Here is a 14,092-nt window from a genome sequence, read left to right as displayed (position 1 = left end):
GCTCCAGCATGTCTCTGTGGTAACGCCGCAAAAAAACCAAACCGATCAGTCCGATGCTCAGGGCGACGCCAAAGACATAGGCGGGGTTAACATATTTGGTCTTCACATCGGAGGGAAAAATGCCCCGCGCAATTCCCCGGTGACATGCATAAGCGGGTTGTACCACAGCATATGCTGCACCCATTCGGGCAGACTTTCATAAAGGAAATCACGCCCGAGATCAAAACCAGTGGTTGTACTAAAGCATTACAGGCGCGTTGATAAAGCGAACATTGTGAACATGAAACAGTTCAGCAGGCCTACGCCAAGACCCAGGGCCGCAGCCATGGCATAGGCGATGAAGGCGCGATCAATAAGAAACACTGTGCGGGTTTCAAAGGCCAGACATATTCCGGTCAGGACAATGCAGCTGATCAGCACTTGCGTCAGCACAGACAGGATGGCTCTTGCCAGAATGGCATCGACAAAGGTGATCTTGGGATAGGCCAGCAAAGATCTGGAATAGGTGATGGACTGTGCAACTTTGCCGGAGGTTGATGGAACAGAAAAAACGGCATCATCCCGGTGGCAAAGAAAATCGGAAAGTTGATTCCGATGCGTGGGCTGCGGAACCCAAGCGAAAAAATGGCACTTAACAAGGCAATCCCAAGCAAGGGTTCCATCACCATCCAGATATAGCCGCCGGGTGACCTGCCATGCGTCGAGGCCATCTCTCGCAGGATCAGGGGCCAAAATCGTGCGGGTGTCGCAAAGCGCAGCTTCTGGCTTGTTGGCAATGGGGGCCAGGCCTGTTGGGCTTTGTGGTCATGCAGGGCCTCTTTCGGCGGGCCTTGGCAGGGATCATGCCAGCACTGGGTTTGGCTGCTTACCCCACGGCAACATCAGGGGGCTGAAACATGGCAAGGCTGGTTTCATTTCCTTTTGGAATATGGGAATAACGTGAAGAAACTACGTCACAACGGCACGAAAATACCCATAGGGAGAGAATGAATGCGGATTGCTGTTATTGGCACCGGTTATGTTGGTCTTGGCGTTTGGCGTTTGTTTTTCTGATTTTGGCCATGAGGTGGTTTGTGTCGACAAGGATCCACGCAAGATAGAACGGCTGAAAAAGGCGAGATCCCGATTTATGAGCCAGGCCTTGAAACCTTGATGGCAAAAAATGTAGAGGCAGGCCGCCTGAGCTTTACGCTTGATCTGGCCGAGGCGATGGCCGGTGCCGAGGTTGTCTTCATCGCGGTTGGCACGCCTACGCGCCGCGGTGACGGCCATGCCGATCTGACATATGTGATGGCGGCAGCAGAAGAGGTTGCCCGTATCGCCAAGGATTATATCGTTGTCGTCACCGACCATCGTGCCTGTCGGAACCAACCGCAAGCTGGCAGCGGTGGTTGCTGCGGCCAATCCAGATTTGGATTTTGATGCCGCCTTCCAACCCCGAATTTCTGCGCGAAGGGGCTGCGATCGAAGATTTCATGAAGCCGGACCGCGTTGTGGTAGGGGTTGAAAGCGAACGGGCCAGCAAGGTGATGTCTGACATTTATCGCCCGCTGTATCTGCGGTAAGATTTTCCGATCATCTTGACCGATCTGGCAATTGGCCGAAATGATCAAATACGCGGCCAATGCCTTTCTTGCGACCAAGATCACCTTTATCAATGAAATCGCAGCCCTGTGTGAAAAAGTGGGCGCCGATATAAAGCAGGTCTCCAGGGGGATGGGGCTTGATGGCCGGATCGGGAACAAGTTCTTGCATGCCGGGCCGGGCTATGGCGGAAGCTGTTTTCCAAAAGATACCAAGGCGCTGGCCCGTATCGGCCAAGAGCATGCCTGTCCAATGCTGATTACCGAGGCGGTAATCAAGGTCAATGAGGACGTAAACGGCGGATGGTTGACAAGCTGCTGGACCTTAGTGGTGGCTCCTTTAACGGGCAAACGATTGCGGTGCTGGGGGTGACGTTCAAACCCAATACCGATGATATGCGCGACGCGCCCAGCCTGACGCTTATTCCGGCAATGCTTGGCGGGGGGGCTGCGTTCGCGTCACAGATCCGCAGGGGCGCCATGAGGGCGAGCGCCTGCTTCCGGGCGTCGAGTGGCTGGAGGATGCCTATCTGGCGGCACAAGGCGCTGATCTGTTGGTTATTCTGACCGAGTGGAATGATTTTCGGGCGCTGGACCTTGAGCGCCTGGCGACGGGGATGCCAACAGCGCGCATGGCCGATCTGCGCAATATCTATGCGCCTGCGGATGTGATCAAGGCCGGCTTTATCGCCTATGAGGCCATTGGCCGCCGGGGCGCCTCGACAGCCTGAAGTCGCTTTACCCGGCGTTTTCGCCGCTCAGCAGCCCTGCCTGCCAGGTGGCGGGCAGGGCGGCCCCGAACCGCGCCAGCATGGCGCTGTATTGCGGGGCCAGCAGGGCGCGCAGCCCGCTGCGAATATCGGCGGGTATGCCTGGTTCTGGCGGTTCGGGCAGGGGCGGCAGGCTGAGTGCGGGGATATTCGGAATATCCAGAAAGTCGCTCAATGGCTTCAGGGCGGCGCGTCCTGTCAGTTTCTCATGGAACATCCAGCAAATCCGCCCGGTATCTGTTGCCCCCTCCAGCGCTTGCACCAGCCGGGTATAGTTTGCGGCCGGATAGGCGGTCAGCAGGGTTTCTGGCCTGGCCAGCAAGGCGCGGGCGGCCGCCTCACAGGCCGCTTGCGTTCTGTCACTGCCTGGCAATTCCTCCCATATCTGGGCCCAGAGGCGGCTGGCAGGGTCGCGCAGAACGCAGACAAAGCGGGCATGGCCGATCGTGGCCATCTCGGCAAAATCATCTTGTGACAGCAGCGCATAGGCGGGGGTGAAATCGCAAAGGATGGGCTGCGTCTTGCGCCCGGCCAGCAGGTAGTCAATGTAGGCATTATGGCGATCAGGGCCATTCTTTGGCGCGGTATGGATGGACAGCAGGGCGCTGATTTCGCCGATCAGCCGCAGGGTATTGCGCTGTTCTTCGATGGTTTCCTTGCCGATCCGGGTGCCCAGCTGTTGTGCGGCCTTGAAGCGCCGCTCACGGGTCGTATCGGCCATCCCGGCGCGGCTGTTGAAATAATGCAATTCGCGGGGTTTGCTGAAATGGCAGGGGCGATGCCGGCGCAGGCAATCGCCCAGCCAGTCGGTGCGGGTCTGGGGCAGGCCGATCCCGAACAGCATCCGGGCATCAGCGGGGAATTTCATGGTTGCCGCCCCTTCGGGCAGCGGCGGCATGAGCATGGACATAGAGCGGTCCATGATGCGGCTATAGCGTTCAATCGCCTCTTCGATGTCGGTGTAATAGGTCAGATGCCCCTCTTCAAGAAAAGCCCCGGCCGTGCAAAGTTCCCGCAGGGTTCCTGTCGAATGGCTGACAAAAATCGCCCCTGCGGTCTTCATGCGGTTCAAAAAGACATCGCGGCTTTTCTTCTTGAATGAGGCATCACCGACGGCAGTTACCTCATCCACAAGATAGGTATCAAATTCCAGCCCCATATTGATACCAAAGCTGAGCCTGCCTTTCATCCCCGAGGAATAAGCCCGCACCGGCAGGTGGAAATGTTCGCCCAGCTCGGCAAAATCTTCGACATAGGCCATCAGGGCCTCGGTATCGGCGCCGTAAATCCGCGCGACAAAGCGGGTATTCTGGGCGCCGGTCAGATCAGGGTGCAACGAGCTGGCAAGGCCAACGGGGAAAGAGGTGGTTCCACTCGACAACACCTCGCCCGAGGTGGCATGTGTTGTGCCCGCAATCAGTTCCAGCAGGGTTGATTTGCCGGCCCCGTTCCGCCCCAGCAACCCGACCGAAACCCCGGACGGGAACACAGCATTGATATTATCGGCGACAACCTTGTGCCGGCCGTTAAGGGAAAACACTTTGGTCAGGTTTTTCAGAATGATCATGGCGGATGCACTCTATATTCGGTCGCGCAGCGCATAGCCTGCAAGCACCAGTATCGCCCAGATCAGAAAGGCAAAAAGCGCCGTAACCATCAGGATGGTCACGCGGTGGGGGCTTTCAGACGCTTGTGCAAGGGTCGGGCGGATATGGGCGGCCAGATAGCGGCTTTTGCGGCCCGCCTCGGCCACGGCGCTGTCATAGGCCCCCATCGAGGCCGTATAGGTTTGCTCGGCGAATTTCTGATCGACTGAAAGCCGCTCAAACTCGCCGACCAGATCGGCAAAGGCGCCGGTCGCTGCGGCGTCTCCGGTTCCGATGCCCAGTTTTTTACGCTCTTGCGCGATACGGTCTTCGATCACATCCACGCGGCGTTGCAACTGGGTGATGCGTGGATCGCCAAGATTGGCGGTCTGCTGCATGATATCAAGGTCAATCAATGTCTCGGCCTGCTGAAGCTGCAAAGACGACAGCAAACCCATCTGGCTTTGAACCGAGGCTGACGGATCGACAATCTGGGTGCGGTTGCGAAAGCGCGTCATGGTTTCGCGGGCGGCCTTTAACCGCTCTACCGCCTTTTCCAGCTCATCGCGGGCATAGCGGGTTGCATCATCGCGGGCGATGCTGGTCAGGCGGTTGATCATGTCAGAGCTTTCTGAATAGATCAGTTCGGCAATGGTATGCGCATCCTCGGGGGTGAACGCCTCAACCTGCAGTTCCAAAAGCCCGGTATCGTGGTTGTAAACCTTCACCATCCGGCGCCAATAGGTCACCAGATCCTCAATGGTGCCGGGCGCGTGATAGGCGAAAACCGGGTCTTTTTCCGGGTTGCCCTTGGCCCAGATCGCCCGGATATCCAGCGTTTCCTCGGCGCGGGCCACCAGTTCCTGGCTCTGGATGAATTTATACAGGATTTCGGTGTCGGATGAACTGGATCCTGACAACTGGGCAATGCCCCCCAGCATTTCGATCGCCGATCCCATTTCTTCGGTGCGAACCGAGAAACCCACGGTTGAGATATAGCGATCAGCGGCGCGCGTCCACATATACCAGCCGGTAATCACCGGCGGGATGACCACCAGAATGAAAAAGCTGATCAGGACAAGCCAGTGGCGACTGCGCAGGCGGGCAGGCGGCACAGAAAGCGCTTTGGAACGCGTGTCGGTCATAGTGAAAAAGCCTCGTGCCTTGGCAAAAATAGGGTCGGATTGAACAAGCAGGGCGATTTTTACATACAATATCTTTACAAAATAACCTTAGGTTGAGCCGCATCAGAAAAAAAAAGGTGCGATGATGAAGCCTCATGTTTGTATCTTGTTGGGGACCTTCAACGGCGGGCAATACCTGCGGCAGCAGCTGGAATCCTTTGTGGCACAAACGGGTGTCAACTGGTCGCTTCGGGTCAGCGATGATGGGTCGGATGATGACAGCCGCGATATTATCGTCAGCTTTATCAAGGCGCATCCCGACCGCGATATCCGTTTCTATGAGGGCCCAAAACAAGGCAGTGCGGCCAACTTTCTTTCTTTGCTTGGGCAAAGTGACCTGCCGGCGCGGGCCTGGGTTGCGCTGTCGGATCAAGATGATGTCTGGCTGCCGAACCGGCTTGAACATGCTGTGCAGGTCATGATGGCCCAAATGAAAACCGGGGGCGGGCAGGGCTGCGTCTATGCCAGCCGAACTATTCTGACGAATGCTGATCTGGCCTTGCGGGGCCCGTCGTGCCGCCACCCCAAGGCCCCGGATTTTGGCAATGCGCTGGTGCAAAATGTGCTGGCCGGGAACACGATGGTCCTTGATCCGGCCGCCGCCGCATTGCTGCAAGCGACGGCCCCTGCCGCAATGCGGGCGGGGGTGCCCCATCATGACTGGTGGATTTATCTGCTGTTGTCCGGCGCAGGGGCTGTGATGATCAATGATGATCGGCCCGGTCTTTATTATCGCCAGCACAAGAAAAATCACCTTGGCGCCAACCGCGGCCTTGGCAAGGCCTGGAGCCGCTTTGCCATGATCTGGGATCGGCGTTATGCCGATTGGATCGGGCGCAACCTGGCGGCCCTGACCGAGATGTCTGACCTGCTGACCCCGGAAAACCGGGCCCGTGCCACGCTGTTTTCTGCATGGCTTTCGCGACGCCACTCTTGCCCCGGATCCGGAGCAGGATTTGGGGGGCCAGAAACTATGGGGCCAAAGCTTGGCGATCTGGGGCAGATTGGCGTCTGGCGGCAGAGCCGGGCTGGAAATCTGATGTTGCATCTGGCGGCGGCGGCAGGGCGGCTGTAACCCGTCAGGGGGGGGCCGCATCTGGCGTCGGAAGGGGTGTGATCTTGCCCAGCATGGTGGCGCGCTCGCGCTCCAATTGGTTTATCAGGGCCGGGTGTTCGTTGCGGAACCGTTCGGCAAACTGCTGGTTCCTGTCATTGCCTACCTTGCGGTGAGGGCTGACAAAGACTAGGTCTTGCGGCAGATCAACCCCGATATGCGCGGCGATTGCCCGGATACAGGTCGCAGCCGGCGCGGCGGCGTTATCTTCATAGCAAAGCCGCAGGGGGGCCTGCGCGCCTGTTTCTTGCAGCCGGGCAATCAAGGCTTCGGTCGCGCGCTCGATATGGCGCAGGTGGTCTATCCAATAGCGAATCGCGGCCGCGTCATAGATCAGGCCTGCCGCCGCGTGGTGCAGCGCATCTGCGGATAGGTGGGGGGAATGCGAAACGCCGGTTGTGACCATTTTATACAGCGATACCGCCTGAAGAACCAGATCACGGCGGATCAGCCAGATGGTGGGGCAATGCCCGTATCGCGCAAGAAATCGGCTCTCGTTGCCAAAGACCACATGCAGTTGTGGCTGGGTAATCTGAAACCCTGCCACCCGACCTTTTTGCATGCGGCGCTCAAGCATCAGGCAATAGTCTTCCAGACTGGCCGCATTCATCGCGCGGGTCATGTTTGGCATGAAATTGGGGTTGAAGCTTTCGGTAACGCGCCCCATCCGCTTGGTGCGGCTGAGCAGATCCGCAACGCGGGAACTGCCCGAACGCGGGGTGAAAAACATTACATATTGCTGCTGCGGGACGGGGCGCAGCATGTCTTGGTCAAACTGGGCACGGTCAAGCGCGCTTATCGGGGCGTATCCCGCCCATTTGCGGCGCAGCAATTGGCGCAAACGGGCGATACCCCTCATGTAGGTTCCGCCTCCTGCGCCGTCTCAACCTGTCGGGGCGCCGCGCCCAGAACTGTGCCCAGAACGGCGCCCAGAACCGCAGCAGCAAGCCCGCCGTCGGGGGAATAGCGCAGGGCAATCCCGTTCGGGGCGGCCCGCACCGCCTCGCCTTGCGCGCCGATGTCAAAGGCCAGAACCGGCAGGCCGGTCGCCAAGGCTTCATGCGTTGCAAAAGAGAATGTTTCCGGCCAGATTGAGGGGATAAGCCAATGTGTGATCCCGTAATGGGCCGCCAGAACCGGAATATCGGCCGGGATATAGGTACCGTGGACAGGGCAGCTGCGGGGCAGGGCATAGGCCGGGTCAATATTCCCGATCAGCGCCAGTCGGCACCCACGCTTTGCATCGCCCATCTGCGCCAACTCTTGCACAAGGGCCGCCCCTTTATGCGGCGCGATATTGCCGAGGACCCCAATTCCAAGGCCCTGCACCCGGCGGTTGTGCCAAGGGTCACCCCCCGGACCCTTGGCGGAAAGCTGGTGCGGCTGAACGGTTATGCGGTCACGCAGGCCGGGCCAGGCCGCAGCAACCAGGGCGGCACCCGAAGGGCAGAACACCCGGATTTCATCTGCTGCCTGTAACAGACAGCCCCAGGCGTGCTGCCATTCGGCCAAGCCTATGGCCTGCCCACCGGGGCGGGTGCCCTGATAGGCCGCCGCCGCTTTTGCAGACAGTGGCGCTATGGTTTCGGGCGTGACAGGGCCATGAAAGCGCCCCACGCCATCCAGCAGATGAAACGACGGCGAGACGGGCAGAAAATCATGGAACAAAACCTCAACCCGGTCTTGTGGTCGCCGTTTCAATGAAATCAGCCGCGTGGGCAAATCAAAAGGATCGGGGTCGCCAACACCGCAGGAATAGATAATACGGCGCTGTGTCAGCGGTTCTAAAAGCCTTTCTATCAATGAAAAATCATTGGTTTGCCCGATCACATTGCCTGTGGCTGCATGCACCTCTATTTGCCAGCGATCCGGGCCGCCCACCCGCAGCACCACCAAAGGGCGGCCCGCCCTGCCCGCCGTTGCGATTTCAGCCGCCAGCCAGCCTTCTGCCCCCCCCCCCCCAGCGAATGCGCCAGATAGATCGGTACAGGCGCGTCCGGGGTGGCCGATGCGGCCCAGGCAACGGCAAGCGCAAGGCGCGGTCCCCGCAGGGGGTCTTGGTGCAAAAATGCCTGTACGTCCTGATCATAGCCAGAATAACGCGCGGTGATCAGTGCCGCATTCCGGGCGATCTGTTTTTGCTTTTGGTCCGTGCCAAAACTGCCCCCGCCGCGATGTTCGACAAAAAGACGCGCCGTGCCCAGATGGTGCCCCCCGCTTGCGCGCAGTTTTTGGCACCAATCCACCTCTTCGCCGTAGCCCCGGCCAAAGGCTGTATCAAACCGCGGAACGCGGGCCAGAAATTGCGGGGCGATGGCCATGCAAAAGCCGACGCCGGTAGGGGCCTTGGCAAGGGCCGCTGCAGGCAAAAGCTGTTGGGCAACGGCATCAATCGCTTCTGCCTGACCGGGTTGCAAATCGCTGCGCGCACAGATCTGCGGCACCGAAAAGATTTCGGCATCATTCGACAGGGGTGTCACGCTGGCCACTGTGGCATCGGAAAGCGGTTCCGTCAGCCGTGACGCCCAGCCCTTCGGCACCAGCGCGTCAGAATTAAGCAAGACAACAGGCTGTCCGGCCAAATCTGGCCGCGCCTCCAGGCAGGCAAAGGCGGTGTTCATACTGGTGACAAATCCGCCATTCACCTCTTGCTCGATCAAAATCACAGGCCCCTCGCTGCGCATTTGCGCATTATTGCGGGCCTTGGCAAAGGCGCGCAGATAGGGCCGAACCCTGACATCTGTAGAGACATCTTCAACCAGGATCAGTGTCCATGGCAGGTCAGTATGGGCGACCACCCGTTCCAGACACTCGCACAACACATCAAAGGCATTGTAAACGGGCACGATTATCACGATAGGCCCGCCAGCAGGGGCGCGCCTTTCGAAAGCAGGATCGGACTGAGGGGCCGGGGTGAACAGACCCGGTGCAATCGGCCCGCCATCGGGGGGCGGATCAATCCGCAGCGCGTGTTTGACCCGCCTGCGTTGGCCAAGGTCACCAGCGACCCGCCATTTCAAGATTGCAGGGCCAAGGCGCAGCAAAATCCAGATCAGTTCCATCGTCAGCAAGGCGGTTTGCCGCCGCACGGGACCGAGGGCGATAGAGGTGCGCTCGTATCGTGCGGTTTCCGCGTCCGGTGCCTCATCCGACGCTATAATCTCGGCCAGGCCGCTTTGCGGTGTCAGGTTCATCGGCCAGGGCAGGGTCACTGAAAACGGTGCCATTGAGGGGGATGGCGGTGAGGCAGGGGCCGGGAGCCGAACCATCGTGCTGATATCACCAAGCCGCAACGTGACGGTTCCGCAGCCTGCCTGCCCCGAAACATGCAGCCTGTTACGCCGCCACCGCACGGTATCCCCCCGGATCAAGACCTTGCCGTCCGGGGCCTGTAGCGTGAAGGGCTTGCCGTCAAGTTTCAGGTTGGCAAAAAGAAAGCGGGCGCGGAGTGAGGCCATCTGGCGAAACATATATGCGGGCCCTCTACCTTTCAGGAACAACCATAAGTATTGCAGAGCCAGCCTAGGCAGAAAATCCTGACACGTCTTTAACGCCGTCGGAGCTATGCGGGAATTTGGGTGATGGCGTGAATTGAAAGGCGATGCTTGCATTCATTGCCAGGCAGTAAATGAAAGCAATCATTTGCGAAACGGGCGGCGGATGAGCGGCAAGGGAAATTCTTATGACAATTCGATGGTTGAGACATTCTTCCAATCCATCAAGGCAGAGCTGATCTGGCGCAATCGTTGGGACACAGGCCGCCAGGCAGAAGGCACGATATTCCAGTATATCAAGGGCTTCTATAATCCGCGCCGACGTCACTCATCGCTCGGCGAGAAAAGCCCCTTGGCCTTCGAAAGAAAGACCGCATGAATGAGATGAGAGATCGAAACCAAACCGCAACAAGGCCAGTTTGCAACGGGTCAAAAAAGAACCCCTTGGTGCCCGCCGAAAACAACCCGGCGGGCAGGGCGGTTGATCATTGCACTTGCGGGCATGTAATCCCGATGCCGAAATCCAGTCTCATCCGATAACCAGTGCATGAATGCCGGTGGCGGTGGTTCCCGTTGCGCGCACACGCAAGGCCCCAACCGGTAGGATCGAATTGCCCGCCACCTGGACCGTACGGGTTTGCCCTGCAACCGTAATAAAGCTGATTGCCCCCGCCAATTCGACGTAGAGCGCCAGCGCAACCTGGCCAAGGTTGACGCTGTCGTTCGGAATGACCGGCAGAATATCTGTGGCCGGACCGCTAAGCGAGCGGGCACGGTTTTCAAAAGGGTTTGTCATCTCTGTTCTCCAGTTGGGTCAGCCGGATGCATTGAAGGCGCAAAGCGGCCCCTGCATCGGTCGCTACAAATCTGACCTGCAAAGGTTAACTCTCTGCAACGGGACCGTACGCTTGAAGACATGGGTGCGGATGGCGGCGCTACCGCCCTTTGATTGCCCGCTGCCCGTAGGGGGCTTGCCGTTTCTGGGGATCGGTGCTGTTAAGGAAGGACGGCTGACGGATGCGATCAAGACCGTCCCACCAACACCCGGCTAAACCTGCCGCGGGGGGCTTTGAAATACCCCGATTGACACCAACACCCTAATATCCGAGGCCATGATGATTGTAAAAACAGGCAGCCCCCTTTCTGGTGACCGGATCGGCCGGATTTATCGGCTTTCACCTTTGCAAAAGACTGCTGCAAGAGGGATGCACCGTGATTGGTCTGGACGCGATGACCGATTATTATGACGTGACCCTGAAACAGCGCCGGCATCAGATCTTGTCTGATATGGCTGGGTTCACCGCTGTTGAGGCCCGTCTGGAAACGCCAGGCCTGTTGCGGGATTTGATGGCGCAGCACCGGCCGAGGGCGGTGGTGCATCTCGCGGCGCAGGCTGGGGTGCGCTATTCCATAGAGGCGCCCCGCTCTTATCTGGACTCGAACCTGATTGGCACGTTTGAGTTGCTGGAAGCGGCCCGCGCCTTTCCGCCAGAGCATTTGCTGATGGCCTCGACCTCATCGGTTTTCGGCGCGAATGAGAAGATGCCCTATGCCGAAACCGATAAGGCCGATTTGCAGATGTCGTTCTATGCAGCGACCAAGAAGGCAAATGAGGCGATGGCGCATTCCTATGCCCATCTTTATGATTTGCCGACAACCATGTTCCGCTTTTTTACCGTCTATGGCCCTTGGGGGCGCCCGGATATGGCGCTGTTCAAATTCACCCGCGCCGTGCTGCAAGATGAGGCGATCGATATTTATAATAACGGCAATATGATGCGAGATTTTACCTATGTGGAGGATCTGGTCTATGCCGTGCGCAAGCTGATGGATACAGCCCCCCTGCGTGGTGCAACGCCGCTGTTTGGGGATAGTCTTAGCCCGGTGGCCCCGTTCAGGGTGGTTAATATCGGCAATTCAGAGCCGGTCAAACTTATGGCTTTCGTCGCCGCGATCGAAGCTGTGCTGGGGCGTGAGGCCAAAAAGAACTTTATGGAAATGCAACCCGGCGATGTGCCTGCCACCTGGGCCGATGCCAGCCTGCTGACCCAATTGATTGGCCCGATGCCAAAGACCGATATCGGCACGGGTGTTGCGCAGTTTGTAAGCTGGTACAGGGATTATTATGCGGTCTGATGGCGGCTTAGGGGCGGCCCGCGCCCGCGCAGTTCAGGTTGGGCCTTTGTGGCTGGGCAAGAGAAGATAAGCCTTGGTGTTCGAACCTGCTACCGCTTTGATCGGTAGCAGGGTTCATGCGCAGATCAGCCCTGCACCTGGCGCAATTGCTTTTGTAGCTGCAAGACCATGTTCTTGTATTTATTCACCTCCTGATTAAGTTTTACCAGCAGTGCATCATGGCTCTCTGCGTTTTCAGACCATTTGAGAAACATCGGATCTTCATAAAGTGCGCTGATCATGGCGCTGTCGGGTTCAATAATATCGGCAATGACGCCATAGCGCTGCATGAAGGTCTGAATGATCTGTCCTACAACCACATCACTGACATGGCGCAGGTCGCGCTGCCAACTCAGGGCGGGGTCGCTGTGGAGCACCGCCTCATAGCTGGGAAAATAATCCATATCGACGTATTTTTCTGTCAGCCGCAGGGCTGCGACCCGAAGGGTGGATTTGGACGTGGTATTGGCAATGATAATGTCATCTTCGGTAAATGTCCGGCCAAGCGGCACCGGTGACACCGTGATGATCTGTTTTTGATCGGGCCTGCCATGCGCCTTCAGGATCGCCGCGATATCCGCCAGCGCCGCCTCGCATTGCTCAAGGCTCAGACGCTCAAAGGAAAAGCGCTTCGAATAGCGCAGCAGAACTTTCGGGTGGGGGGCCTCATTCAGGCTTAGCCCGGTTTCAAGGTCGGTCCAGGATTCTGTCAGCCCCAGGGTTAAAACAGCAATATTGGCCAAAATATCTTGGGCAAAATACTGCCCGATCTGGGCGCGACGTGTCATCAGGCTTTCAACCGGGCCGCGCCCTGCCTTTCCCGAAAGATAGGGGTCATAGCAGTCGTCTCCGCCCCCGACCGGCAGCAGCGCTTCTGCGGGATAAACCTCCAGCCCGGCCGCCCATTTCAGCTCCTGGAGAATGGAAAGGGGGGTATATTTGTTGAACATGCCCCCGGCGCGCGCCGAGCCATTCCCGAGATCATCAACCTTGATATCAAGGCTGGTCACCCTTGCCCCGGCCCTGGGCCAGACGTTCCTCGACATTACGCGCAAAGCAGGAGCCCACAGCAAAAAACGTATCCGAGGGGGCGGCCGTAAAGCTTTGCCGCCCAAGAGGAATGACAATCCGTTCCTTGATCCTTTGCTCGGCCGATCCTTCGGCCCCTGTCCAACGGTCATGGGCATTCGCACGGGCGGTATTTAATGCGTGTTGGGTCGATACCATGTGTCGTCAGTCCCTCTGATGTATATGCTTGTCTGGGGCCACAGTGTGGCATGGCGGTGTTTAACGAATGGTCACTGAAGGTGCGGATTTGGCTGATACCGATTTATTCGGATCCGGGAAGGCGTGAAACGGGTCCAACATGCAGCCTGCCTGATAATTGCCCTGCCAGTCGATCCCCCGCATTTTTGGTCTTGTTGCAGTTTTGTTCCGAACTCAGGCCTATGTTAAGCAAAGCTTTGTGCGGATGTCACTGAAGTTTTGCACGCCAAGGTTGAGCGCGTTCAATGCCACCAAAGCCCCCTATTGTTCAAACCCGCAATGTAGCCCGATTGAAAGGCGGGCCGGTTGGCAGGAGGGCCATTAGCGGGGGGATGAATCGGGGGCTTCATGAAACATTAGCCACTCTCTCCTAGCTTCCGGCTCTGCAATCCCTATCGGAGCCGTCGCCATGTCGCAGTCCTCTTCTCTCCTCGCTTTGCCCTATATTCAGGCGGCGCAGGCCCAAAAGCACGTCACCCACAACGAGGCGCTTCGCATCCTCGATGCGGTGGTTCAGCTCTCGGTTGCGGGTATTTCCAACACGCCCCCCCCCGTGCCCCTCTCTGGAAGTCGGTGGATTGTGGGCACCAGCGCGTCAGGGGCCTGGGCCGGGCAGGCAGATAGGGTCGCAATCTGGCAAGACGATGGTTGGTGGGAGTTTCACACCCCCAATGAGGGTTGGACGGCCTGGGATGCACAGGGCCGCCGATCACTGTTATGGGACGGGACCGCCTGGATCGCCGCTGCCGAGCGCGTTGCACGTTTGGGGATTGGGGCGGATGCCAGCGCAATAAACCGCCTTACCGTTGCCGCCGAGGCAACGCTGCTGACCCATGACGGGGCTGATCATCGGCTGACCGTGAACAAAGCGGCGGCAGGCGACACGGCAAGCCTTCTGTTCCAGACTGGCTGGTCAGGCC

At 58.4% G+C, this 14,092-nt stretch carries 14 protein-coding genes and 3 pseudogenes; 8 read left to right on the top strand and 9 right to left on the bottom strand.

Annotation, left to right across the window (positions count from 1 at the left end):
- Window positions 1-246: 246 nt before the first annotated feature.
- The gene (locus VDP61_RS00070) at window positions 247-492 is read right to left on the bottom strand and encodes a hypothetical protein (RefSeq protein WP_323004906.1); all 246 of its coding nucleotides are present in this window, start codon (window positions 490-492) and stop codon (window positions 247-249) included.
- A gap of 526 nt (window positions 493-1,018) precedes the next feature.
- Between VDP61_RS00070 and VDP61_RS17800 the strand changes: the two are divergent.
- From VDP61_RS17800 to VDP61_RS17785, 4 genes and pseudogenes are all read left to right on the top strand, one after another.
- Window positions 1,019-1,422 (top strand): annotated as a pseudogene (locus VDP61_RS17800) (hypothetical protein).
- Entirely contained in the window at window positions 1,422-1,565 is a 144-nt protein-coding gene (locus VDP61_RS17795; RefSeq protein WP_416236472.1) for a hypothetical protein, read from the top strand. Before VDP61_RS17800 ends, VDP61_RS17795 begins: the two are co-directional and overlap by 1 nt.
- A 40-nt stretch (window positions 1,566-1,605) precedes the next feature.
- Window positions 1,606-1,956, top strand: a complete 351-nt coding sequence (locus tag VDP61_RS17790; protein WP_416236471.1) for a hypothetical protein — start codon at window positions 1,606-1,608, stop codon at window positions 1,954-1,956.
- Window positions 1,887-2,314: pseudogene (locus tag VDP61_RS17785) on the top strand (UDP binding domain-containing protein). Before VDP61_RS17790 ends, VDP61_RS17785 begins: the two are co-directional and overlap by 70 nt.
- A gap of 7 nt (window positions 2,315-2,321) precedes the next feature.
- Here VDP61_RS17785 and VDP61_RS00060 read toward each other — a convergent pair.
- Both VDP61_RS00060 and VDP61_RS00055 read right to left on the bottom strand, forming a co-directional pair.
- Entirely contained in the window at window positions 2,322-3,920 is a 1,599-nt protein-coding gene (locus VDP61_RS00060) for an ABC transporter ATP-binding protein (RefSeq protein WP_323004905.1), read from the bottom strand.
- Between the two features lie 12 nt (window positions 3,921-3,932).
- Window positions 3,933-5,084 carry a capsule biosynthesis protein gene (locus VDP61_RS00055; protein ID WP_323004904.1) on the bottom strand — a complete coding sequence of 384 codons (1,152 nt, stop codon included), beginning with the start codon at window positions 5,082-5,084 and terminating at the stop codon, window positions 3,933-3,935.
- Between the two features lie 124 nt (window positions 5,085-5,208).
- Here VDP61_RS00055 and VDP61_RS00050 point away from each other — a divergent pair, with 124 nt between their 5' ends.
- Complete coding sequence (locus VDP61_RS00050; protein WP_323004903.1) at window positions 5,209-6,198, top strand: glycosyltransferase; 990 nt, start codon at window positions 5,209-5,211, stop codon at window positions 6,196-6,198.
- 4 nt (window positions 6,199-6,202) lie between these two features.
- Here the strand turns inward: VDP61_RS00050 and VDP61_RS00045 are convergent, their stop codons facing one another.
- Genes VDP61_RS00045 through VDP61_RS00035 form a run of 3 tightly spaced genes read right to left on the bottom strand, consistent with a single transcriptional unit; the run spans window position 6,203 to window position 9,707 of the window.
- Complete coding sequence (locus tag VDP61_RS00045) at window positions 6,203-7,096, bottom strand: Stf0 family sulfotransferase (RefSeq protein WP_323004902.1); 894 nt, start codon at window positions 7,094-7,096, stop codon at window positions 6,203-6,205.
- A complete protein-coding gene (locus VDP61_RS00040; protein WP_416236473.1) occupies window positions 7,093-8,130 on the bottom strand; it encodes a glycosyltransferase in 1,038 nt (345 codons plus the stop codon). Before VDP61_RS00040 ends, VDP61_RS00045 begins: the two co-directional genes overlap by 4 nt.
- Complete coding sequence (locus VDP61_RS00035; protein ID WP_323004900.1) at window positions 8,091-9,707, bottom strand: glycosyltransferase family 2 protein; 1,617 nt, start codon at window positions 9,705-9,707, stop codon at window positions 8,091-8,093. The genes VDP61_RS00040 and VDP61_RS00035 overlap by 40 nt, the downstream gene beginning before the upstream one ends.
- Window positions 9,708-9,897: 190 nt before the next feature.
- Between VDP61_RS00035 and VDP61_RS00030 the strand changes: the two are divergent.
- Window positions 9,898-10,110: pseudogene (locus tag VDP61_RS00030) on the top strand (IS3 family transposase); the annotation flags it as partial.
- 150 nt (window positions 10,111-10,260) lie between these two features.
- Here the strand turns inward: VDP61_RS00030 and VDP61_RS00025 are convergent.
- Window positions 10,261-10,527, bottom strand: a complete 267-nt coding sequence (locus VDP61_RS00025; protein WP_323004899.1) for a spike base protein, RCAP_Rcc01079 family — start codon at window positions 10,525-10,527, stop codon at window positions 10,261-10,263.
- A gap of 347 nt (window positions 10,528-10,874) precedes the next feature.
- Here VDP61_RS00025 and VDP61_RS00020 point away from each other — a divergent pair, with 347 nt between their 5' ends.
- Window positions 10,875-11,867: an NAD-dependent epimerase/dehydratase family protein gene (locus tag VDP61_RS00020; RefSeq protein ID WP_323004907.1), complete on the top strand. Its 993-nt coding sequence runs from the start codon at window positions 10,875-10,877 to the stop codon at window positions 11,865-11,867.
- Window positions 11,868-11,992: 125 nt separating this feature from the next.
- On the opposite strand, the gene VDP61_RS00015 is transcribed toward VDP61_RS00020, so the two are convergent.
- Together VDP61_RS00015 and VDP61_RS00010 are read right to left on the bottom strand one after the other, a co-directional pair.
- Window positions 11,993-12,916: a GSCFA domain-containing protein gene (locus VDP61_RS00015; RefSeq protein WP_323004898.1), complete on the bottom strand. Its 924-nt coding sequence runs from the start codon at window positions 12,914-12,916 to the stop codon at window positions 11,993-11,995.
- Window positions 12,903-13,133: a hypothetical protein gene (locus VDP61_RS00010; protein ID WP_323004897.1), complete on the bottom strand. Its 231-nt coding sequence runs from the start codon at window positions 13,131-13,133 to the stop codon at window positions 12,903-12,905. The genes VDP61_RS00015 and VDP61_RS00010 overlap by 14 nt, the downstream gene beginning before the upstream one ends.
- Before the next feature lie 448 nt (window positions 13,134-13,581).
- Between VDP61_RS00010 and VDP61_RS00005 the strand changes: the two genes are divergently transcribed.
- A partial coding sequence (locus VDP61_RS00005; RefSeq protein ID WP_323004896.1) for a DUF2793 domain-containing protein occupies window positions 13,582-14,092 on the top strand: 511 nt, incomplete at its 3' end.

This window comes from Pseudorhodobacter sp. (assembly GCF_034675685.1).
In the GTDB taxonomy this organism is placed as follows: Bacteria; Pseudomonadota; Alphaproteobacteria; order Rhodobacterales; family Rhodobacteraceae; genus Pseudorhodobacter.
This window is presented reverse-complemented; position numbering and strand designations above follow the sequence as displayed.